Raw genomic sequence first — 21,485 nt, 5'->3', positions numbered from 1 at the left:
CGAGGCGTCCCCATGCACACCCTAGAGTCTGCGGCGCCCGCGCCGCACCTGCCCACCAGTGTCCAGCACCTGACCTTTCGCGTGCGCGAGGCCGGCTATGCACTGCCCATCGAACTGGTGCGCGAGATCATCGAGTACGCCGAGATCACCCGCGTGCCGATGATGCCCGCCTACATTCACGGCGTGCTCAACCTGCGCGGCAACGTGGTGCCGGTACTGGACCTGGCAGCACGCTTCGGCATGGAACTGACCGAGGCCGGCAAGCGCACCTGCATCGTGATCATCGCCCTGCCCCTCGAGGACGGTGTGCAGCGCATCGGCCTGGTTGTGGATGCGGTGGACGCGGTACTCGACATCGACCCGCACGGGGTGGTGCCGGCGCCACCGTTCGGCACCGGCATCCGTGCCGACTTCATTGCCGGCATGGCCCAGCAGGAGCAGGGTTTTTTGATCATCCTGAACATGCCCCAGGTGCTGTCGCTGGAAGATATCCGCTACCTCAGCCAGGCCGCGAAGGGCTCCTGAATGCCCTCGACCTTCAAACTGCCGGTGCTGGGCGAACAGGAGTTCAGCCGCCTGCAGACGCTGATGAGCAGCGCCTCGGGCATCCACCTGGCCAGCAACAAGCGCTCGCTGGTGGCCGGGCGCCTGATGAAACGCCTGCGTCACTACCACCTGGACAACTACCGCGACTACCTGCACCTGATCGAGCGCCCGACCCACAGCCGCGAGCGGCGCCTGGTGATCGACCTGCTGACCACCAACGAGACCTACTTCTTTCGCGAGTTCCCGCACTTCGAATTCCTTGGCCAGTGGCTGGGCCGGCGCAAGAGGCCGCTGCGGCTGTGGAGCGCGGCCTGCTCGTCGGGCGAGGAGCCCTACAGCCTGGCCATGACCGTGGCCGAGCACGCCGCCGGCAGCGACTGGTCGATCCTGGCCAGCGACCTCAGCCAGAGCATGCTGGCGCTGGCCGAGCAAGGCATCTACGACATCGCCCAGGCGCGCTACTTTCCCGATGGCTGGATGCAGCGCCACTGCTTGTGCGGGGTCGGCGACATGCACGGGCGCCTGCGCGTGCAGGCGCACCTGCGAGCCCGGGTGAGCCTGCGCGAGATCAACCTGGTGCAGCCGCTGCCCGAGGGCCTGGGGCCGTTCGACGTGATATTCCTGCGCAACATCCTGATCTACTTCGACACCCCGCAGAAACAGCTGATCGTGCAGCGCCTGGTCAACCAGCTGCGCCCCGGCGGGCTGCTGTTCATCGGGCACGCCGAAAGCATCCACGGCTTCGAGCTGCCGCTCAGGCTGGTGCACCCCTCGGTGTTCGAGCGCGTATGACCGAGCGTGCGGCGGCGCCGGTGCGGGTGTTCATCGTCGACGACTCGGCGCTGGTGCGCCAGGTGCTCAACCAGTGCCTGAACGACCACCCGCGCATCCGCGTGATCGGCATGGCCGCCGACCCGCTGTATGCCATCGAGAAGATGCGCCGGGACTGGCCCGATGTGCTGGTGCTGGACATCGAGATGCCGCGCATGGACGGCCTGACCTTTCTGCGCCAGATCATGGCCGAGCGCCCCACGCCGACGATCATCTGCTCGACCCTCACCGAAGCCGGCACCGACCTCAACCTCCAGGCCCTGGCCGCCGGGGCGGTCGGCGTGTTCACCAAGGCCCGGCTGGGCCTGCGCCAGAGCCTGGAAAACCTCGCCAGCGGGCTGATCCGCAGCATCGAGGAAGCGGCCCGCACCCGCCCGGTATTGTTACCTCTGTCGCAGGCGAAAGAAAAAACCAGTGCACTGCCTGCAACCCCAAGCAAAACCACCCAGCGAATCGTTACACTTGGCTGCTCGACCGGCGGCACCCAGGCGCTGGAATTCATCCTGCGTCAGCTGCCGCGCGATTGCCCGGGCATCGTGATCGTGCAGCACATGCCGGCCAGGTTCACTGCCGACTTCGCCAGGCGACTGAACAGCCTCTGTCAGATCGAGGTGCGCGAGGCCAGGCATCTGGACCGTGTCCACAGCGGCCTGGCACTGCTGGCCCCGGGGGGCCTGCACATGCAGCTCAAACGCAGTGGTGCGCACTACCTGGTGGAGGTGCTCGACGGTCCCGCCGTCAATCGGCACAAACCCTCGGTCGATGTCCTGTTTCGCTCCGCCGCCCGGCATGCCGGGGGCAATGCCCTTGGCATCATCATGACCGGGATGGGCGATGACGGTGCCCGAGGCCTGCTGAGCATGCGTGAGCAAGGCGCCGCCACCGTGGCACAGGACGAGGCCAGTTGCATCGTGTTCGGCATGCCCAAGGAAGCCATACGGCTGGGTGCGGCCCAGGCGGTGGAACCGCTGACACGGTTGCCGGCGCTGATCGCCCAGTTCAGCGACAACCCACGTGCCAGCTGAGCCATACACCGCCCCTTACCTTGCGACACAGGCCTACCTATGCTTTGCCGAATACTCCTTGCAGACGAGTCGCCCCTGTTCAGAGCGGGGCTGCGCGCGCTGCTCGAACAAAAACAAGATTACGCAGTGGTGGGTGAAACCGGTGACGGCGTGAGCGCCGTCGAGCTCGCCGAACAGCTCAAGCCGGACATCATCATGCTGGACATGGCGCTGGATGCGCTGGAGAGCGAAGAGATCCTGCGCGAGCTGTGCCTGCGCGTGCCGGCAAGCATGGTGCTGATGCTGTCGGCGCGCTCGGAGCTGGAGTTCGTGATGAAGTGCCTGCAGCAGGGTGCCCACGGCTTTCTACTCAAGACTGCCACCGTGCTGGAACTGGAGCTGGCGTTGCAGGCGTTGAAGAACGGCGGCCAGTACCTGTCGTCGGCGGTGTTGCCGCTGGTGATCGGGCAGGCGGTCAAGCACAGCCGCAAGCGCCATGCCGGCAGCAGCACCATGCAACTGACCACCCGCCAGCTGGAGATCCTGCGCCTGATTGCACGAGGCGAGTCGACCCGCTCGATTGCCGATGGCCTGGGCCTGAGCGTGAAGACGGTGGAGGCGCACCGCTCGCAGATCATGCACCGCCTGCAGATACACGACATACCGGGCCTGGTGCTGTTTGCGGTGCGCGAAGGCATCATCCGCATCAACGACTGACCGCGCCGGGTTTCAGCCTTGCAGGGCTACCAGGGCGCCTTGCAGGGCCGTCGGCAGGCTGGCGGGCTGGCCGGTGGCACGCTCGACGAACACCTGCACCATGCGTCCGGCGGCGCAGGCCTGAGCTTCACCGACCTTGAACAGGGCCAGTTGGTACTCCACCGAACTGCCGGCCACCCGCACCGCGCGCAGGCCGACTTCCAGGCATTCGGGGAAGGCGGCCGAGGCGAAGAAGTCGCACCCCGAACTGACCACGAACCCCACCACCTCGCCATCCTGCGGGTCGAGCCCGGCATGCTCGATCAGGTAGGCCTGCACGGCGCTGTCGAAGAAGGCGTAGACCGTGGCGCTGGCGATGTGGCCGTTGACGTCGTTGTCCTGCCAGCGGGTCGGCAGGGGGTGGACGTGGGGGTAGTGGTGGCGTTCGGGTGTGGCAGACATGAATGACCTGTATGCAGTGAAGGGGGCGGGAAGCATCCCACAACGAATTCAGAAGCACGGTGACAGTAAACCGTAACAGGGCTGAATAGCATGGGCGCCTACTCGAAACATCCATGCGGTTGCGCCGCTACTGCGCAAGGCATAGACTCTAACTACGCCAATGGCGTACAAAGGTTGGCATGCTCTTCATCGAAACAAGCGTATTTACCAGCGACGTTTCAAGCCATCTCGATGATCACGAGTACCTGTCGCTTCAGGTGTATCTTGCCGAGCACCCTGAAGCAGGTGACCTGATCGAAGATACCGGCGGGCTGCGAAAAATTCGATGGGCAGCAAAAAGCAAAGGAAAAAGCGGCGGGGTTCGAGTGATCTATTACTACGCCGTGTCAGCCAGCCAGATCCGTTTGCTGCTTATCTACCGCAAAGGCATCCACGATACATTGACTAAAAAACAGAAAGCCGTACTTCGAAGCCTCAACCAAGGGTGGAAATGATGGACAGGAATCTTTTCGGTCGCCTCGTTGACAGCATGACCGAGATGGCTGAAATCGATCGTGGGGAGCGCAAACCTTCACGCGAGTTCAAGGTAGACGCCATGCAGGTCAGGGCCATACGCGAGGCAACCGGGCTTACCCAGGAAAGATTTGCGCAGTGTATCGATGTACCGCTGGGTACGTTGCGCAATTGGGAGCAAGGACGCCGTGCTCCAGAAGGGCCAGCACGGGCACTGCTGCGTGCGATTCACAATGACCCGGAACATGTTCTGGCCGCATTGGCCTGAATCACAGCCCAAACGAAAAAGCCGCCCATTCGGGCGGCTTTTTCTCAGCTGGCGAGCAGCAACTTACAGTTGCGGACCCGCTGCCTTGATGGCGTCGGAAACGTCGAACTTCTTGAAGTTCTCGATGAACAGCGAAGCCAGGCCCTTGGCCGCTTCGTCGTAGGCAGCGCTGTCAGCCCAGGTGTTGCGCGGGTTGAGCAGTACGGTTTCAACACCCGGTACCAGTTTCGGCACGTCCAGGTTGATGATGTCCAGGTGCTCGGTTTCAGCACCGACCAGTGCGCCGCTCTGGATGGCCGCGATCACCGCACGGGTGGTCGGGATGTTGAAGCGCTTGCCCACGCCGTAGCCACCACCGGTCCAGCCGGTGTTGACCAGGTACACCTTGGAACCGAAACCACGGATACGCTTGATCAGCAGTTCAGCGTATTCGCCAGCCGGACGCGGGAAGAACGGCGCGCCGAAGCAGGTGGAGAAGGTCGACTTGATGCCGCTGCCCGAACCCATTTCGGTGGAACCCACCAGCGCGGTGTAACCGGACAGGAAGTGGTAGGCCGCCTGCTCTTCGCTGAGGATCGATACTGGTGGCAGTACGCCGGTCAGGTCGCAGGTCAGGAAGATCACTGCGTTGGGCTCGCCACCCAGGTTCTTCTCGGAACGCTTGGCAACGTGCTCGAGCGGGTAGGCCGCACGGCTGTTCTGGGTCAGGCTGACATCGGAGTAGTCAGCGTGCTTGGCGTCGTCGATGACGACGTTTTCCAGCACGGCGCCATGCTTGATGGCTTTCCAGATGACCGGCTCGTTCTTCTCCGACAGGTCGATGCACTTGGCATAGCAACCGCCTTCGATGTTGAACACCACGCCCTCGCCCCAACCGTGCTCGTCGTCACCGATCAGGTAACGGCTTTCGTCGGCCGACAGGGTGGTCTTGCCGGTGCCCGACAGGCCGAAGAACAGGGTCACGTCGCCTGCTTCGCCGATGTTGGCGGCGCAGTGCATCGGCAGCACGTCGGCAGCCGGCAGCAGGAAGTTCTGCACCGAGAACATGGCTTTCTTCATCTCGCCGGCGTAACGCATGCCAGCGATCAGTACCTTCTTCTGGGCGAAGTTGAGGATCACGCAACCGTCGGAGTTGGTGCCGTCACGCTCGGGCACGCATTCGAAGTTGGCGACATTGAGCACTTGCCACTCATCACGACCGGCCGGGTTGTACTGCGCCGGGTTGATGAACAGGCAACGGCCGAACAGGTTCTGCCAGGCAGTCTGGGTGGTCATGCGTACCGGCAGGTAGTGCTCGGCAGCCGCACCTACGTGCACGTGGGAAACGAAATGATCCTGGGCGTTGTTGAACGCCTCGACGCGGTCCCACAGGGCATCGAACTTGTCGGCCGGGAACTTGCGGTTGATCGGGCCCCAGGCGATGGCAGACGAGGTGGACGGCTCGTCGACGATGAAACGATCGACCGGCGAACGACCGGTACGGTGACCAGTTTTCACGACCAGCGCGCCCGTATCGGCCAGCTCGCCTTCACCGCGGTTCAGCGCTTCTTTTACCAGTTCATCGACGCTCAGGTCGGTGTACACGGTGTTGTTGGCTTGCGTCATGAGATTCCCCATCCGGCCTGCGGCCGAGTGCTCCGAACGTTTTGTAGTAGAGCTTTTAAAACTACTACAGCGAAAAAAGTGGCGGGATTATGCCAGAAACGCCCAAAAAAAGTAGGGCCCTCCTGTCAGAACGGCGTGTTTCCGGCGTTCGACAGGAGATTTACCTGAGCTTAAACGTTTTAGTGACGAGTATCTGACGGTGCGTCAACCCCCCCGCCGGCGAACAATTGTGCGATTTCGGTTTCATCGAACAGGTAGCGCTGGTTGCAGAACTGGCAGTCGATTTCGATCGCCCCGCCATGCTCGGCCGCCAGGGCCAGGGCATCGTCCTGGCCGAGGCTGACCAGCGCGTTGCCCGAGCGCTCACGCGAGCAGCTGCAGCGGAACTGCAGCGGCTGGATATCGAACAGGCGCACGGCATCCTCGTGGTACAGACGGTGCAGCACGGTCTCGTTGTCCAGGCCCAGTTGCTCTTCGGCCTTCAACGTGTTGGCCAGGGCGGTGACGTGCTTCCAGCTGTCTTCGCGGTCGTCCTCGTCCTTCTGGCGGTCGGCCGGCAACTGCTGCAGCAGCAGGCCGCGGGCGCGCTGGCCATCGGCGTTGAGCCAGAAGCGCGTGCCCACCTGCTGGGACATCACGAAGTAGTTGGTGAAGCACTCCGAGAGGTTCTCGCCATCCAGGTCGACAATGCCCTGGTAGCGCTGGCCCTGCGCCGGGTCGATGGTCAGCGCCAGCTGGCCATCGGGCATCAGGTCGCCCAGGGTGGCATCGGGGGCGATCTGCTCGGCGTGGTAGCGCGCCAGGCCACGGATGTCGCGCTCGCTGGAGCACTCGATCATCAGCAGCGGGATCGGCCCTTCGGAGCGTGCCTGCAGGATCAGCAGGCCGTCGAACTTGAGCGCGCCCACCAGCAGCGCCGCCGCGGCCATCAGCTCACCGAGCAGTTGCGCCACCGGCTGCGGGTAGGGGTGCTTGGCCAGGACTTCGGCGTAGCTGCGCTCGAGCGAAACCAGTTCGCCGCGTACGTCGCGCTCGTCGAAGATGAAGCGTTGGGTGAAGTCGGTATCTGGCAAATCGGACATGGTTTCTGGCTTTCTGAAAGATGACAAAATAATTTCAAGGGCCTATAAAGCCCCGTTTAGAGCACCAGAATGGTGCGAACGATAGCGCTGTAAAAGAGGTAGTTTATGGACAATCCACCCCTGTTCCAAGCCAGGTGGGCTTGGGGCCCCCTGTGTCTGGCTACGTTGATTCCCGTTGCACTACTGTGTTTCTGGTTATGGCCCGTTGGCCAGGCCCTTTGCATGGCGCTCGACGAATGGCTGTTCCACGCCCTCAATCGCCCACTGGCCGACAACACCCTGTGGCGCAGCATCTGGACCCTGGGCAGCCTGCGCCCGTTCGACATCGTGGTCGGGCTCATCATGCTGATGCTGCTGATTCGCGGCGACTGGGTATTCAAGGCCGTCGAGGTGCGCCGGGCTTTTTTCGGCTTCCTGGTGACCCTGCTGGTGCTGGTGGTGATCCGCGCCCTTTTCTCCAAGCTGGTACGCCTGATGGGCTGGCAGCACCATAGCCCGTCGATGGTGTTCAGTGACGCCATCATGCTCAGCGACTACTACCCGGCGCTCGAAGCGCGCTGGGAGCTCAAGGACCGTTCCAGCCAGAGCTTCCCCGGCGACCACGCCTCGGTGCTGCTGCTGTGGGCACTGTTCATGAGCCTGTTCAGCCGCCGCCTGATGCAGCATGTGCTGATCTGGGCACTGGCGGTGCTGTTCATGCTGCCACGCCTGGTGGCGGGTGCCCACTGGGGCCAGGACGACTATATCGGCGGCCTGGGCATGGCCATCCTGGCGCTGGGCTGGAGTTACTATACGCCGTTTGCTGCCCGGACCAGCGCCGGCCTGGTGCGTGCCACCGCGCCCTTGTTCGGTTGGCTGGCACGGCTGCCGCTGCTCGGCCGCCTGAGCGTGATCGGCGCGCGGGGCTAACCGGCGCTGTCGTGCAACTGATGTAGCTGGCGGCGCTGCTTCTTGGTGGGCCGCCCGTCGGTGCTTACCCCAAGGGCGCCGGCCTTGCGCAGCGCCGCGGCCTGCTCGCGGCGTGCCAGGCTCTGTGCGGTCTCCTCGTACAGCGCCTGTGCCTCGGGTGCGCCGCGGCGCACCACCGACAGCGCCGTGACCACCACGGTACGCTCGTCGAAACCGGTACGCAGCACGAACTCGTCACCCACCCGCGGCTCCTTGCCCGGCTTGCAACGCTCGCCCCGACAATGCACCTTGCCGCTCTCGATCGCCGCCTTGGCCAGGGCGCGGGTCTTGTAGAAGCGCGCCGCCCACAACCATTTGTCCAGGCGAACCTTGTCGTCCTCTTCCGGCTTTTGTGCCATGGCATTTCCCCGATTCATTTGTTTCATGGAACTGTACTACCGTAACTGGCGGATGCAAAAAATACGCGGCGTGCTTACAGTTCACCGACTTTTACCCAGGTTGTGCATCTTGAAGACATTTGACCATTTGAGCGTGATCGGCCTGCGCGAGTGGGTGGCCTTGCCCGACCTCGGCGTGGCAGGCCTGCGCGCCAAGATCGATACCGGCGCCAGCACCTCCAGCCTGCACGCCACCGAAGTGGAAACCTTCGAACGCGATGGTGAAACCTGGGTCCGCTTCAACGCGCACCTGGGTTCGGTGGTACAACTGCGTCACCGGCGCTGCGAAGCGCCGCTGGTGACGATGAAGACCATCAAGAGCTCCAATGGCCATGCCCAGACCCGCTACGTGATCCGCACGCCCCTGGCGCTCGGCGACCGGGTGTGGGAAGTGGAGTTCACCCTGGCCTGCCGCAAGGCCATGCGCTATCGCCTGCTGCTCGGCTCCAAGGCCCTGGTACACGGCCAGCTGGTGGTCAACCCGGGCCTCAAATACGTACAGGACAAGCCGGCCTCTCCGGCCACCATTACCCCCTCCACAGGTGTTGCATGAAGATCGCTGTGCTGTCGCGGAACCCGCGTCTGTATTCCACTCGTCGTCTGGTCGAAGCCGGTACGCAACGAGGCCATGAAATGGTTGTGATCGATACCCTGCGCGCCTACATGAACATCGCCAGCCACAAGCCGCAGATCCACTATCGCGGCAAGCCGCTGGAAGGGTTCGACGCCGTCATCCCGCGCATCGGCGCGTCGGTGACGTTCTATGGCTGCGCGGTGCTGCGCCAGTTCGAGATGATGGGCGTGTTCCCGCTCAACGAATCGGTGGCCATCGCCCGCTCGCGGGACAAGCTGCGCTCGCTGCAGCTGCTGTCGCGCCGTGGCATCGGCCTGCCGGTCACCGGCTTTGCCCATTCGCCCGACGACATCCCCGACCTGATCCAGATGGTCAACGGCGCCCCCCTGGTGATCAAGGTGCTCGAGGGCACCCAGGGCATCGGCGTGGTGCTGTGCGAAACCACCAAGGCAGCCGAGTCGGTGATCGAGGCCTTCATGGGCCTGAAGCAGAACATCATGGTGCAGGAGTACATCAAGGAGGCCGGTGGCGCCGACATTCGCTGCTTTGTGGTGGGCGACAAGGTGATCGCCTCGATGAAGCGCCAGGCCAAGCCCGGCGAGTTCCGCTCCAACCTGCACCGGGGCGGCACCGCCAGCCTGATCAAGGTCACCCCGGAAGAGCGCATGACCGCCATCCGCGCTGCCAAGGTCATGGGCCTGAGCGTGGCCGGCGTGGATATCCTGCGCTCCAATCACGGCCCGCTGGTGATGGAGGTCAACTCCTCGCCGGGCCTGGAAGGCATCGAGGTCACCACCGGCAAGGACGTGGCCGGGATGATCATCGAACACCTGGAGAAGAACGGCGGGCCGAACCTGACCCGCACCAAGGGCAAGGGCTGAGCCCCTGCGTCCCTAGACCGCGTCGCGTGGCAGCAGCAGGCCCAGGGGCAAGCGTACCCGCGCCTCGATGCCGCCACCGGAACGGTTGCGCAGCTCCACATTGCCGCCGTGCTGGGCGGCGATGCGCTTGACGATAGCCAGGCCCAGGCCGGTGCCCTTGCCGCTGCGGGCGCGATCACCGCGAATGAACGGATTGAAGATCGCCTCCAGCTCACCCGGATCGATGCCGGCGCCGCGGTCGAGCACGCTCAGCACCACGTAGGGCGCGCTGGTGTCACCCGAGACATAGGCCGCCACTTCCACGCCCTGCCCGGCGTGATGCAGCGCATTGCCGATCAGGTTGTTGAGCAGGCGCTTGATCGAAACCCGGCGCAGCGGAAACGGCGGGATCGGCTCCAGGCACAGCCGCACCTGCTCTTCGGGCTGGTTGAACGGCGCGACCACCTCGCGTACCAGGTCGCTGAGGTCCACCTCCTCGACCGGCTCGTCGCGGCCATCGCGGATGAACGCCAGGAACTGGTCGAGAATCGCGTCCATGTCCTCGATGTCGCGCACCATGTCATCGGTCAGGTCGCTTTCGTTGGCCAGCAGCGACAGCGACAGGCGCAGGCGCGTCAGCGGCGTGCGCAGGTCATGGGACACCCCGGCCAGCATCAGCTCACGCTCGCGCCCCGCCTGCTCGACATCCTCTGCCATCTGGTTGAAGGCCCGGTAGACCTCGGTCATCTCGCTGGGCGTGTCGCTGATCGGCAGGCGCACGCTGCGCCCCTGGCCCAGTTGCCGGGCGGCGAACACCAGGCGCTTGAGCGGCTGGTTGAGCTGGCGCACGAAGATCCAGGCCGAAGCCGTGGACAACAGGCCGATGGCCAGGAACCAGCCCAGCACGTTCCAGATCTTCTGGCCGCGCAACGGGTGCGGGTACAGCGGCACCTTCAGCCAGCCATCGCCCAGGCTCGGGGCCTGTACCCACAGCGCCGGCGGCGCATGTATGCGCAGGCGCACCTCGGTGTCCTCGCCCAGTTCGGCCTGCATCTGGCGCTGGTAGATCTCGCTGTAGGGCCAGTGCTGCTCACCCTCGGGCACACCGGTGCCGACCACCCGCTTCAAGCCGGCGGCTTCGGCAATCTTCTCGCGGTTTTCCTCATCGGCCGCCCAGTAGGCGCGCAGCGTCAGTGCGACGCCGTGGCTGTACTGGCGGTCCACCAGCACGTCCTCGTTCATCAGCAGGTACACCAGCGTCAGTGCCTTGGAGAACAGCACCACGGCCAGCACCAGCCACAGCGTGCGGGCGAAGAAGCTTTGGGGGAACCACAATGGCGTTTTCATGGGCGACGGCTACACGGTTGGCAGGAGCGAGCGCGGCTCGCAGGCGTTGCGGATTTCGGCACAGGCAAAAACAGGGCAACCCGAGGGGCGCCCTGCCTATGCTGACCTGCTCCTGTACAAGGCTTCACTTGCCGGCATTGCCATCCGGCACGAAGACATAGCCCACACCCCAGACGGTCTGGATATAGCGTGGCTTGGAAGGGTCGGGTTCGATCATGCGGCGCAAACGCGAGATCTGCACATCGATGGAGCGCTCCAGGGCGTCCCACTCACGACCGCGCGCCAGGTTCATCAGCTTGTCGCGGGTCAGCGGCTCGCGGGCATGCATCACCAGCGCCTTGAGCACCGCGAATTCGCCGGTGGTGAGCATGTGCACTTCGTCGCCGCGCTTGAGTTCGCGGGTGGCCAGCGACAGCGCGTAGTCGCCGAAGGTGACGGTTTCGTCCTCGCTGCCTGGTGCGCCCGGTACCACCGGGGCCTGACGACGCAGCACGGCCTTGACCCGCGCCATCAGTTCGTCGGGGTTGAACGGCTTGGCCAGGTAGTCGTCGGCGCCCAGTTCCAGGCCCTTGATGCGGCTGAGTTCGTCACCCTTGGCGGTGAGCATGATGATCGGCACCTGGTTGTTTGCCCCGCGCAGGCGCTTGCAGGCGGTCAGGCCGTCTTCGCCGGGAAGCATCAGGTCGAGCACGATCAGGTTGAACACTTCACGCGCCAGCAGGCGGTCCATCTGTTCGGTGTTGGGTACGGCGCGGGCACGGTAGCCCTTGCTGGTGAAGAAACGCTCCAGCAGGCTGCTCAGGCCCGGGTCGTCATCGACGATGAGGATTTTCTCGCCTTCGGCGGGTTGTGCAGTGCTGCTCATGGGTAGCTCCTTTAATCTCGGCGGGCATTATGGCTTAGGCGCCATTTGAGCGTGCCGTGTGCATTGTTAGCAGATTTTTCCCAAGTCGCCAGCGGCATGCCCCGACAGGCTGGCGCGCCGCGATCCCCGCAAGCCAGGATCGCTGGGTATAATGCGCCGCTTTGATCCAGCGTCGCCCTGCTCGAGCGCGCCCCGTGGCGCCGGCCTGCGGCCTTTGCATTCACGAATTGTCAGGTGGTTTTATGGACAGCATCAACAGCCGCATCGCCGAGGAACTCGGTGTCCGCCCGCAACAGGTCGAAGCGGCCGTGGCTCTACTTGATGAAGGCTCCACGGTGCCCTTTATCGCCCGTTACCGTAAAGAAGTGACCGGCAGCCTGGACGACACCCAACTGCGCAACCTGGAAGAGCGCCTGCGCTACCTGCGCGAACTCGACGACCGCCGCGCCAGCATCCTGGCCAGCATCGAGGAGCAGGGCAAGCTGACCCCGGAGCTGGCCCGCGAGATCAAGCTGGCCGACACCAAGACCCGCCTCGAAGACCTTTACCTGCCGTACAAGCAGAAGCGCCGTACCAAGGGCCAGATCGCCCTGGAAGCCGGCCTGGGCGAGCTGGCCGACGGCCTGTTCAACGACCCGCAGCTGAACCCGGATACCGAAGCGGCGCGCTTCGTCGACGCCGAAAAAGGCGTGGCCGACGTCAAGGCGGCCCTCGAAGGCGCCAAGTACATCCTCATGGAGCGCTTCGCCGAAGACGCCAGCCTGCTGGCCAAGCTGCGCAACTTCCTCAAGCAGGAATCGGTGCTCAGCGCTCGCCTGGTGGCCGGCAAGGAAGAGGAAGGGGCAAAGTTTCGCGACTACTTCGAACACGACGAGCCGCTCAAGAGCGCGCCCTCGCACCGCGCCCTGGCGATCTTCCGCGGGCGCAACGAAGGCGTGCTGTCGGCCAGCCTCAAGGTCGGCGAAGAGCTGCCCGGCACCCTGCACCCCTGCGAAATGATGATCGGCGAGCACTTCGGCGTGAAAAACCAGAACCGCCCAGCCGACAAGTGGCTGGGCGAAGTGGTGCGCTGGACCTGGAAGGTCAAGCTCTACACGCACCTGGAAACCGACCTGTTCGGCGAGCTGCGCGACAACGCCGAGAGCGAGGCGATCAACGTGTTCGCCCACAACCTGCATGACCTGCTGCTGGCCGCCCCGGCCGGCCCGCGCACCACCCTGGGCCTGGACCCGGGCCTGCGCACCGGCTGCAAGGTGGCGGTGGTGGATGCCACCGGCAAACTGCTCGACACCGCCACGGTGTACCCGCACGTACCCAAGAACCAGTGGGACCAGACCATCGCCGTGCTCGCCGCCCTGTGCGCCAGGCACAAGGTCGAGCTGATCGCCATCGGCAACGGCACCGCCAGCCGTGAAACCGACAAGCTGGCCGCCGAGCTGATCAAGAAATACCCAGCCTTGAAGATGACCAAGATCATGGTCTCCGAAGCCGGCGCCTCGGTGTACTCGGCCTCCGAGCTGGCGGCCAAGGAATTCCCCGACCTGGACGTGTCGATCCGCGGCGCGGTGTCGATTGCCCGTCGCCTGCAGGACCCGCTGGCCGAACTGGTCAAGATCGATCCCAAATCCATCGGTGTGGGCCAGTACCAGCACGACGTGTCGCAACTCAAGCTGGCCCGTGGCCTGGATGCGGTGGTCGAGGACTGCGTGAACGCCGTGGGCGTGGACGTCAACACCGCCTCGGTGGCGCTGCTGGCACGCATCTCGGGCCTCAACAGCACCCTGGCGCAGAACATCGTGGCACACCGCGATGCCAACGGTGCCTTCAAGACCCGCGCCGCGCTGAAAAAGGTCAGCCGCCTGGGCGAGAAGACCTTCGAGCAGGCCGCAGGCTTCTTGCGCGTGATGAACGGCGACAACCCGCTGGACGCCTCGGCGGTGCACCCTGAAGCCTACCCGCTGGTACAGCGCATCGCCGCCGACACCGACCGCGACATCCGCTCGCTGATCGGCGACAGCGGCTTTCTCAAGCGCCTGGACCCGAAAAAATTCACCGACGAAACCTTCGGCCTGCCGACCGTCACCGACATCCTGCAAGAGCTGGACAAGCCCGGCCGCGACCCGCGCCCCGAGTTCAAGACCGCCGAGTTCCAGGAAGGCGTCGAAGACCTCAAGGACCTGCAACTGGGCATGATCCTCGAAGGCGTGGTCACCAACGTGACCAACTTCGGTGCCTTCGTCGACATCGGCGTGCACCAGGACGGCCTGGTACACATCTCGGCGCTATCGGAGAAGTTCATCAAGGACCCGCGTGAAGCGGTCAAGGCCGGCGACGTGGTCAAGGTCAAGGTCATGGAAGTGGACATTCCGCGCAAACGCGTGGGCCTGTCGATGCGCATGGGCGACACCCCGGGCGAGAAAATCGACGGCGCCCGCGGCAGCCGCCCGGGCTCGGCACCGCGCCAGCAGCAGCCGGCACGCGCCAAGGAGACCCCGGCCCCGGCCAACAACGCCATGGCCTCGCTGTTCGCCAACGCCAAGCAGTTGAAGAAGAAGTGACCGACCTGCCCGAAGAGCAGGTGCGCAGCGCATTCAGCCAACTGCTCGGCTGTCGCCTGCAACGCCTCGACCAGGGCGTTGCCGAGGTGGCCCTGGCCCTTGAGCCGCACCTGCGCAACCGCGGCGGCAAGCTGCATGGCGGGGCGATCTTCAGCCTGGTCGACATCGCCATGGGCCTGGCCTGCTCCAGCACCCATGGCTTCGACAAGCAGAGCGTCACCGTGGAATGCAAGATCAACTACCTGCGTCCGGTCAGCGACGGCGAGGTGCTGTGCGTGGCCCGCGTGCTGCAGGCCGGGCGGCGCATCCTGGTGGTCGATGCCGACGTGCTGCAAGGCGAAAAACTGATGGCCAGGGCCCAGGGCACCTTCACCGTGCTCTAGCCGCAAACGCCCAATGTGCGGTACTTTCGGCAGTGCGCGGGCACTGCCGGAACCCTGCGAAAACCAGGCGACCACGCCAGTTCCTCTGTCCACCCTTGTAGACCGTCGTTTCCACCCCCATATTGGGGCGACTGACGCGTGAAGGAATCCATCTTGAGCGAACTTCTCAACCGCCGCCTGAGCCTGCTCGGCCAGGGCGACAACCTCTCCCTGCTCAAGCAGTGCCTGCACGGCATCGAGCGTGAATGCCTGCGCGTGACCGAGGACGGTCGTCTGGCCCAGACCCCGCACCCCGAAGCCCTGGGCGCGGCCCTGACCCACGAGCAGATCACCACCGACTATTCCGAGTCGCTGCTGGAGTTCATCACCCCTGCCCTGGCCGACCCTGCCCAGACCCTCGAAAGCCTCGAGAACATCCATCGCTTCGCCTACAGCAAGCTCGGTAACGAGTACCTGTGGAGCCCGTCGATGCCCTGCCCGCTGCCGGCCGAGGAAGACATCCCGATCGCCTGGTACGGCACCTCGAACATCGGTCAGCTCAAGTACGTGTACCGCAAGGGCCTGGCCCTGCGCTACGGGCGCACCATGCAATGCATTGCCGGCATCCACTACAATTTTTCGCTGCCAGAACAGATCTGGCCGCTGCTGCGCCAGGCCGAAGGCCAGGCGGGCGACGACCGCGACTACCAGTCGTCGGCGTACATCGCACTGATCCGCAACTTCCGTCGCTACAGCTGGCTGCTGATGTACCTGTTCGGCGCCTCCCCGGCGCTGGACGCAGGCTTCCTGCGCGGCCGCGCGCACCAGCTCGAACAATTCGATGCCGACACCCTGTACCTGCCCTACGCCACCAGCCTGCGCATGAGCGACCTGGGTTACCAGAGCAACGCCCAGGCCGGCCTGACGCCGTGCTACAACAACCTGGCCAGCTACACCGACAGCCTGCGCAAGGCCGTCGCCACGCCCTATGCGCCGTATGTCGAGATCGGCACGCACAAGGATGGCGAGTGGGTGCAGCTGAACACCAACATCCTGCAGATCGAAAACGAGTACTACTCCAACATCCGCCCCAAGCGCGTGACCTACAGCGGCGAGCGGCCGATCCAGGCGCTGATGGCCCGCGGCATCCAGTACATCGAAGTGCGCTGCCTGGACATCAATCCGTTCCTGCCCACCGGCATCGACCTCACCGAAGCGCGCTTCCTCGACGCCTTCCTGCTGTTCTGCGCACTGGAGCAGAGCCCGCTGCTGGACAATGGCGAGTGCGGCCAGTGCACCAGCAACTTCCTCAGCGTGGTCAAGCAGGGCCGCAAGCCTGGCCTGGAACTGCAACGTGACGGCCAGCCGGTCGCGCTCAAGCAGTGGGCCGACGAGCTGCTGCAACGTATCGCCCCGCTGGCCGAACTGCTCGACCGCAGCCACGCCAGCGACGAGCACGCCAAGGCCCTGGCCGCGCAGGCGGCCAAGGTCAGCGACCCGTCGCTGACGCCGTCGGCCCAGGTGCTGGCGAGCATGACCGAGCACAAGGAGAGCTTCAGCCGCTTCTCCCTGCGCCAGAGCCAGGCGCATGCCGACTACTTGCGCGGCACGCCGCTGAGCAGCGAGGCGCAGCAGCGTTTCGAGGCCCTGGCGCGTGAATCGCTGGAGGCCCAGGCCACCCTGGAGCGCGAAGAGGACGTGGTCGATTTCGACCTGTTCGTGGGCGCCTACCAGGCCAGCATCCTGGCGATCAGCAACTGACATGAGCCGTGCAGCCACGCCCCGCAAACCGCGCGCTGCCAGCCAGGCCCGGATCGACTCGATCCTGGCCGCCGCACGCGACCTGCTGGCCAGCGAAGGCGTGGCCAGCCTGTCGATCTATGCAGTGGCCGAACGCGCACAGATCCCACCCTCGTCGGTGTACCACTTCTTCGCCAGTGTGCCGGCGCTGCTCGAAGCCTTGACGGCGGATGTGCACAGCGCCTTTCGCGCCTGCCTGCAGGCGCCGATCGAGCCTGGCAGCCTGCAGCACTGGGGCGACCTGTCGCGCCTGGTGGAGCAGCGCATGCTGAGCATCTACAACCAGGATGCGGCGGCGCGCCAGCTGATTCTGGCGCAGCATGGGCTGAGCGAAGTGACCCAGGCCGACCGCCAGCACGACATCGAGCTGGGCGACCTGATGCACAAGCTGTTTGCCGAGCACTTCCGGCTGCCGGCGTTGCCGGACGATGTGGATGTGTTTGCCCTGGCGATGGAGCTGGGAGACCGGGTGTATGCCCGCTCGGTGCAGCTGCACGGGCAGATCACCCCGCGCATGGCGGAGGAAGGAATGCGGGTGTTCGATGCGTACCTGGGATTGTACCTGCCGCCCTTTCTGCCCAAACGCTGACGGCCCTTTCGCCGGCAAGGCCGGCTCCTACAGGTCCGCTGTAAACCTGTAGGAGCCGGCCTTGCCGGCGAAGCTTTTTCAGAGCTTGGCGATCGACACTTCAGTCGACTTCACGAACGCAATCACCTCACTGCCCACCACCAGTTCCAGCTCCTTGACCGAACGGGTGGTGATCACCGAGGTGACGATGCCCGATGCCGTCTGCACGTCGATTTCCGACAGTACAGGGCCTTCCAGGATTTCTTTCACAGTGCCTTTGAACTGGTTACGTACGTTGATCGCTTTGATGGTCATGTGCAGGTTTCCTTTTAAAGACGAAAGATCAATGGGCCCAACGCAGTTGCGTGGGCAAAGGTGCTACAGGTTCAGGCTCGGGCGGGGTGCCCGGCACCGACAGGACACGGTTCAGCACTTCGGTTTCCAGCGCCGCCAGGCGATGCGAGCCGCGTGCCCGCGGACGCGGCAGGTCGACCAGCAGGTCCAGGCCGATCTCGCCGTCCTCGATCAGGATCACCCGATCGGCCACCGCCACCGCTTCGCTGACGTCATGGGTCACCAGCAACACGGTGAAGCCGTGCTTGCGCCACAGGTTCTCGATCAGTTGCTGCATCTCGATCCGGGTCAGCGCATCCAGTGCGCCCAGCGGCTCGTCCAGCAGCAGCAGGCGCGGCTGGTGAATCAGCGCACGGGCCAGGGCCACGCGCTGCTTCTGCCCACCGGACAACGCCGCCGGCCACTCGTTGGCCCGGTCTGCCAGGCCCACCGCCTCCAGCGCCTGCAACGCACGCTCACGCCAGTTGCCGGTAAGCCCCAGGCCGACGTTGTCGATGACTTTCTTCCAGGGCAGCAGGCGCGCCTCCTGGAACATCAGCCGGGTGTCCTCGCGGGCATCGCTGAGCGCCGCAGAACCGGCCAGCAGCTCGCCGGCACTGGGCTGGTCGAGCCCGGCCAGCAGACGCAGCAGGGTGCTCTTGCCGCAGCCGCTACGGCCGACGATGGCAACGAACTGGCCCGCCGGGATGTGCAAGTCGATGTCGCGCAGCACCTGACGTTGGCCAAAGGTCTTTTGCAGCTTGTGCACGGCCAGCGGTATTCCGCGCAGCAGCCGTGGCGGTTGTTCCTTGAGCACGGTCATGCGCCGTCTCCCTTGCTGACTTGATAGGCCGGGTGCCAGCGCAGCCATACACGCTCCAGGCCACGGGCGGCCAGGTCGGCGAGCTTGCCGAGCACGGCGTACAGCACGATCGCCAGCACCACCACGTCGGTTTGCAGAAATTCGCGGGCGTTCATCGCCAGGTAGCCGATGCCGGCGTTGGCCGAGATGGTTTCGGCCACGATCAGGGTCAGCCACATGAAGCCCAGCGCGAAGCGCACGCCCACCAGGATCGAGGGCAGCGCACCGGGCAGGATCACCTGGCGAAACAGCGCAAAACCGCTCAGGCCATAGCTGCGGGCCATTTCCACCAGCGCCGGGTCGACATTGCGGATGCCGTGGTAGGTGTTCAGGTAGATCGGGAACAGGGTGCCCAGGGCCACCAGGAAGATCTTCGCCGACTCGTCGATGCCGAACCACAGGATCACCAGCGGGATCAGCGCCAGGTGCGGCACGTTGCGGATCATCTGCACCGAGCTGTCGAGCAGGCGTTCGCCCCACTTCGACAGGCCGGTGATGAAGCCCAGCGCCAGGCCGATGCTGCCGCCGACCACGAAGCCGACCGCGGCGCGCCAGCCGCTGATGGCCAGGTGGGTCCAGATTTCGCCGCTGCGCACCAACTCTACGCCGGCACTGAGCACCGCGCTCGGCGCCGGCAGGATGCGCGTCGACAGCCAACCGGCACTGACCGCCAGCTGCCACACCGCCAGCAGCAGCACGGGCAGGGCCCACGGCGCCAGGCGATGCGACAAGGGAATGGAGGATCGTTTCATGCTTCGATCCTCACGCCTTGGCCGCGGCTTTGGGCAGGATGTCGTTGGCGACCATCTCACCGAACGGGCTTACGTAGTTGGCACCGGCCGGGGCCTCGGGGCGCTGGATGTCCAGGTGCGGGAACAGCAGTTCGGCAACGCGGTAGGACTCTTCCAGGTGCGGATAACCGGAGAAGATGAAGGTGTCGATACCCAGGTCGGCGTATTCCTTGACCCGTGCAGCCACGGTCGGGCCATCGCCGACCAGCGCGGTGCCGGCACCGCCACGCACCAGGCCGACCCCGGCCCACAGGTTGGGGCTGACCTCCAGGTTGTCGCGGTTGCCGCCATGCAGCGCAGCCATGCGTTGCTGGCCCACCGAGTCGAAGCGCGCCAGCGAGGCCTGGGCACGGGCAATGGTGTCGTCGTCCAGGTGCGAGATCAGGCGCTCGGCCGCTTGCCAGGCCTCGGCGTTGGTCTCGCGCACGATCACGTGCAGGCGGATACCGAAACGAACGCTACGGCCCTGCTGGGCGGCCTTGGCGCGCACCTGTTCGATTTTCTCGGCCACGGCGGCCGGTGGCTCGCCCCAGGTCAGGTACAGCTCGACCTGTTCGGCGGCGAGGTCTTGCGCCGCTTCCGACGAGCCACCGAAGTACAGCGGCGGGCGTGGCTGCTGCACCGGCGGGTAGAGCAGCTTGGCGCCTTTTACCTTGATGTGCTGGCCATCGTAGTCGACGGTTTCGCCTTCCAGCACGCGGCGCCAGATGCGGGTGAATTCCACCGAGGCCTGGTAGCGCTCTTCGTGGCTGAGGAACAGGCCGTCGCCGGACAGCTCTTCCGGGTCGCCACCGGTCACCAGGTTGAACAGCGCACGGCCATTGGACAGGCGGTCGAGGGTCGCGGCCTGGCGCGCCGCCACGGTCGGCGAGATGATTCCCGGGCGCAGGGCCACCAGGAACTTCAGGCGCTGGGTCACCGGAATCAGCGACGCGGCCACCAGCCACGAGTCTTCGCACGAGCGGCCGGTAGGGATCAGCACGCCACCGAAGCCCAGACGGTCGGCGGCCTGGGCGATCTGTTGCAGGTAACCATGATCGACAGCGCGAGCACCTTCGGCGGTGCCAAGGTAATGACCGTCGCCGTGGGTTGGCAGAAACCAGAAAACATTGAGGCTCATTGGAGTTGTCTCCTAAGGGGTGGCGCAAGCCGGGGCGGCGCCCCGGTGCGGTCGAACGTCAAGGCGCGGTGGCGACCTTGGCCGGTGGCGTCCAGATCACATCCTTGATGCTCAGCGGCTTGGGAATCAGCTTCAGGGTATGGAAGGTGTCGGCGATCTTCTGCTGGGCGGTGACCACGTCCGGGGTCAGGAAATGCGCACCGTAGCCCTGGCGCTTGACCGAGGTCAGGGTGATGTCGGCCGGCAGGCCCAGCAGCGGCGCCACCTGGTCGGTGACCTCCTGCGGGTTGGCCTTGGACCACTCGCCCACCGCGCGCACCTCGTCCACCAGCGCGGCAATCACTTCAGGGTGCTGCTGCGCATAGGGCCGGGTGGCCAGATAGAACTGGTGGTTGTCGACGATGCCACTGCCATCGCGCAGGGTGCGTGCCTGCAACTGCTGCTCGGCGGCAGCCTGGTACGGGTCCCAGATGACCCAGGCGTCGACGCTGCCACGCTCGAACGCGGCGCGGGCATCGGCTGGCGGCAGGAATACCGGCGTGATGTCGGTGTACTTGAGGCCGGCGTCTTCCAGGGCGCGCACCAGCAGGTAGTGCACGTTGGAGCCCTTGTTCAGGGCGACCTTCTTGCCCTTGAGTTCCTTCACCGACTGGATCGGCGAACCCTTGGGTACCAGGATCGCCTCGCTGGTGGGGGCCGGCGGCTCGTAGGCCACGTAGAGCAGGTCGGCACCGGCGGCCTGGGCAAACACGGGCGGGGTTTCGCCGGTCACGCCAAAGTCGATGGAGCCCACGTTGAGGCCCTCGAGCAGCTGCGGGCCGCCGGGGAATTCAGTCCACTGCACCTGCACGCCCTGGGCAGCCAGGCGCTTTTCAAGGGAGCCCTTGGCCTTGAGCAGCACCAGGGTGCCGTACTTCTGGTAACCGATGCGCAGGCTCTCGGCCTGGGCTTGAGTGATGGCGCCGAAGGACACAGCCGCAGCAAACAGAGCGACCAGACCGCGACGCAAAACGACAGTGCGCATAGCGCTCTCCTTTTTGCTGTGGGGGGTTCAGGCTGCACCTGCTTGCCCGTTGGCGGGCGAGTAAGGTG

24 protein-coding genes are annotated in these 21,485 nt (G+C 65.0%); 13 read left to right on the top strand and 11 right to left on the bottom strand.

Annotation, left to right across the window (positions count from 1 at the left end):
- Positions 1 to 12 precede the first annotated feature (12 nt).
- From LOY33_RS01130 to LOY33_RS01115, 4 genes are read left to right on the top strand one after another with little or no spacing between them, the layout of a single operon-like run.
- On the top strand, positions 13 to 525 hold the full coding sequence (locus LOY33_RS01130) for a chemotaxis protein CheW (protein ID WP_043861633.1): 513 nt from the start codon (positions 13 to 15) through the stop codon (positions 523 to 525).
- The gene (locus LOY33_RS01125) at positions 526 to 1,338 is read left to right on the top strand and encodes a protein-glutamate O-methyltransferase CheR (RefSeq protein ID WP_258660761.1); all 813 of its coding nucleotides are present in this window, start codon (positions 526 to 528) and stop codon (positions 1,336 to 1,338) included.
- Positions 1,335 to 2,402: a chemotaxis response regulator protein-glutamate methylesterase gene (locus tag LOY33_RS01120; protein ID WP_258660758.1), complete on the top strand. Its 1,068-nt coding sequence runs from the start codon at positions 1,335 to 1,337 to the stop codon at positions 2,400 to 2,402. Before LOY33_RS01125 ends, LOY33_RS01120 begins: the two co-directional genes overlap by 4 nt.
- Before the next feature lie 39 nt (positions 2,403 to 2,441).
- Positions 2,442 to 3,098, top strand: coding sequence for a response regulator transcription factor (locus LOY33_RS01115; protein WP_043861630.1), 657 nt, complete (start codon positions 2,442 to 2,444; stop codon positions 3,096 to 3,098).
- Positions 3,099 to 3,110: 12 nt separating this feature from the next.
- Here the strand turns inward: LOY33_RS01115 and LOY33_RS01110 are convergent, their stop codons facing one another.
- Entirely contained in the window at positions 3,111 to 3,539 is a 429-nt protein-coding gene (locus tag LOY33_RS01110; protein ID WP_258660756.1) for a thioesterase family protein, read from the bottom strand.
- 179 nt (positions 3,540 to 3,718) lie between these two features.
- Between LOY33_RS01110 and LOY33_RS01105 the strand changes: the two genes are divergently transcribed.
- On the top strand, positions 3,719 to 4,033 hold the full coding sequence (locus LOY33_RS01105) for a hypothetical protein (RefSeq protein WP_258660755.1): 315 nt from the start codon (positions 3,719 to 3,721) through the stop codon (positions 4,031 to 4,033).
- Entirely contained in the window at positions 4,033 to 4,320 is a 288-nt protein-coding gene (locus LOY33_RS01100; protein ID WP_054915914.1) for a DNA-binding transcriptional regulator, read from the top strand. The genes LOY33_RS01105 and LOY33_RS01100 overlap by 1 nt, the downstream gene beginning before the upstream one ends.
- Before the next feature lie 63 nt (positions 4,321 to 4,383).
- Here the strand turns inward: LOY33_RS01100 and LOY33_RS01095 are convergent, their stop codons facing one another.
- The gene (locus tag LOY33_RS01095) at positions 4,384 to 5,925 is read right to left on the bottom strand and encodes a phosphoenolpyruvate carboxykinase (RefSeq protein ID WP_043861627.1); all 1,542 of its coding nucleotides are present in this window, start codon (positions 5,923 to 5,925) and stop codon (positions 4,384 to 4,386) included.
- Positions 5,926 to 6,104: 179 nt separating this feature from the next.
- Positions 6,105 to 7,007 carry an Hsp33 family molecular chaperone HslO gene (gene hslO, locus LOY33_RS01090; protein ID WP_043861626.1) on the bottom strand — a complete coding sequence of 301 codons (903 nt, stop codon included), beginning with the start codon at positions 7,005 to 7,007 and terminating at the stop codon, positions 6,105 to 6,107.
- A gap of 105 nt (positions 7,008 to 7,112) precedes the next feature.
- On the opposite strand from hslO, the gene LOY33_RS01085 reads away from it, so the two are divergent.
- The gene (locus tag LOY33_RS01085) at positions 7,113 to 7,916 is read left to right on the top strand and encodes a phosphatase PAP2 family protein (protein ID WP_058541684.1); all 804 of its coding nucleotides are present in this window, start codon (positions 7,113 to 7,115) and stop codon (positions 7,914 to 7,916) included.
- Here the strand turns inward: LOY33_RS01085 and LOY33_RS01080 are convergent.
- Positions 7,913 to 8,314, bottom strand: coding sequence for an RNA-binding S4 domain-containing protein (locus tag LOY33_RS01080; protein WP_043861624.1), 402 nt, complete (start codon positions 8,312 to 8,314; stop codon positions 7,913 to 7,915). The two genes, LOY33_RS01085 and LOY33_RS01080, sit on opposite strands and share 4 nt — an antisense overlap.
- Before the next feature lie 109 nt (positions 8,315 to 8,423).
- On the opposite strand from LOY33_RS01080, the gene LOY33_RS01075 reads away from it, so the two are divergent.
- Both LOY33_RS01075 and rimK read left to right on the top strand, forming a co-directional pair.
- On the top strand, positions 8,424 to 8,906 hold the full coding sequence (locus LOY33_RS01075; RefSeq protein ID WP_054915912.1) for an ATP-dependent zinc protease: 483 nt from the start codon (positions 8,424 to 8,426) through the stop codon (positions 8,904 to 8,906).
- Positions 8,903 to 9,808, top strand: a complete 906-nt coding sequence (rimK, locus tag LOY33_RS01070; protein ID WP_043861622.1) for a 30S ribosomal protein S6--L-glutamate ligase — start codon at positions 8,903 to 8,905, stop codon at positions 9,806 to 9,808. Before LOY33_RS01075 ends, rimK begins: the two co-directional genes overlap by 4 nt.
- Before the next feature lie 12 nt (positions 9,809 to 9,820).
- Here rimK and LOY33_RS01065 read toward each other — a convergent pair whose 3' ends face one another.
- Together LOY33_RS01065 and ompR are read right to left on the bottom strand one after the other, a co-directional pair.
- Entirely contained in the window at positions 9,821 to 11,134 is a 1,314-nt protein-coding gene (locus LOY33_RS01065; RefSeq protein WP_043861621.1) for an ATP-binding protein, read from the bottom strand.
- A gap of 124 nt (positions 11,135 to 11,258) precedes the next feature.
- Complete coding sequence (gene ompR / locus LOY33_RS01060) at positions 11,259 to 11,999, bottom strand: two-component system response regulator OmpR (RefSeq protein ID WP_043861620.1); 741 nt, start codon at positions 11,997 to 11,999, stop codon at positions 11,259 to 11,261.
- A gap of 242 nt (positions 12,000 to 12,241) precedes the next feature.
- On the opposite strand from ompR, the gene LOY33_RS01055 reads away from it, so the two are divergent.
- From LOY33_RS01055 to LOY33_RS01040, 4 genes are all read left to right on the top strand, one after another.
- On the top strand, positions 12,242 to 14,557 hold the full coding sequence (locus tag LOY33_RS01055; RefSeq protein WP_258660747.1) for a Tex family protein: 2,316 nt from the start codon (positions 12,242 to 12,244) through the stop codon (positions 14,555 to 14,557).
- On the top strand, positions 14,554 to 14,940 hold the full coding sequence (locus tag LOY33_RS01050; protein ID WP_258660745.1) for a PaaI family thioesterase: 387 nt from the start codon (positions 14,554 to 14,556) through the stop codon (positions 14,938 to 14,940). Before LOY33_RS01055 ends, LOY33_RS01050 begins: the two co-directional genes overlap by 4 nt.
- A gap of 153 nt (positions 14,941 to 15,093) precedes the next feature.
- Positions 15,094 to 16,680 (top strand): glutamate--cysteine ligase, encoded by a 1,587-nt coding sequence (gene gshA / locus LOY33_RS01045; protein WP_043861618.1) that lies wholly within the window; start codon positions 15,094 to 15,096, stop codon positions 16,678 to 16,680.
- A 1-nt stretch (position 16,681) separates the two neighbouring features.
- The gene (locus LOY33_RS01040; protein ID WP_043861617.1) at positions 16,682 to 17,308 is read left to right on the top strand and encodes a TetR/AcrR family transcriptional regulator; all 627 of its coding nucleotides are present in this window, start codon (positions 16,682 to 16,684) and stop codon (positions 17,306 to 17,308) included.
- Between the two features lie 78 nt (positions 17,309 to 17,386).
- Here the strand turns inward: LOY33_RS01040 and LOY33_RS01035 are convergent, their stop codons facing one another.
- From LOY33_RS01035 to LOY33_RS01015, 5 genes are read right to left on the bottom strand one after another with little or no spacing between them, the layout of a single operon-like run.
- A complete protein-coding gene (locus LOY33_RS01035; RefSeq protein ID WP_043861616.1) occupies positions 17,387 to 17,602 on the bottom strand; it encodes a molybdopterin-binding protein in 216 nt (71 codons plus the stop codon).
- A 28-nt stretch (positions 17,603 to 17,630) separates the two neighbouring features.
- Positions 17,631 to 18,443 (bottom strand): aliphatic sulfonates ABC transporter ATP-binding protein, encoded by an 813-nt coding sequence (gene ssuB, locus LOY33_RS01030; RefSeq protein ID WP_043861615.1) that lies wholly within the window; start codon positions 18,441 to 18,443, stop codon positions 17,631 to 17,633.
- Positions 18,440 to 19,234 (bottom strand): aliphatic sulfonate ABC transporter permease SsuC, encoded by a 795-nt coding sequence (gene ssuC, locus LOY33_RS01025; protein WP_258660741.1) that lies wholly within the window; start codon positions 19,232 to 19,234, stop codon positions 18,440 to 18,442. The genes ssuB and ssuC overlap by 4 nt, the downstream gene beginning before the upstream one ends.
- A 10-nt stretch (positions 19,235 to 19,244) precedes the next feature.
- Complete coding sequence (gene ssuD, locus LOY33_RS01020) at positions 19,245 to 20,393, bottom strand: FMNH2-dependent alkanesulfonate monooxygenase (RefSeq protein WP_078481609.1); 1,149 nt, start codon at positions 20,391 to 20,393, stop codon at positions 19,245 to 19,247.
- Positions 20,394 to 20,451: 58 nt separating this feature from the next.
- Entirely contained in the window at positions 20,452 to 21,417 is a 966-nt protein-coding gene (locus tag LOY33_RS01015; protein ID WP_054915910.1) for a sulfonate ABC transporter substrate-binding protein, read from the bottom strand.
- Positions 21,418 to 21,485: the final 68 nt, after the last annotated feature.

It is taken from the genome of Pseudomonas sp. B21-036, from assembly GCF_024748925.1.
In the GTDB taxonomy this organism is placed as follows: Bacteria; Pseudomonadota; Gammaproteobacteria; order Pseudomonadales; family Pseudomonadaceae; genus Aquipseudomonas; species Aquipseudomonas palmensis.
The sequence above is the reverse complement of the archived record's forward strand: the minus strand, read 5'-3'. Positions and strand labels throughout refer to the sequence as shown.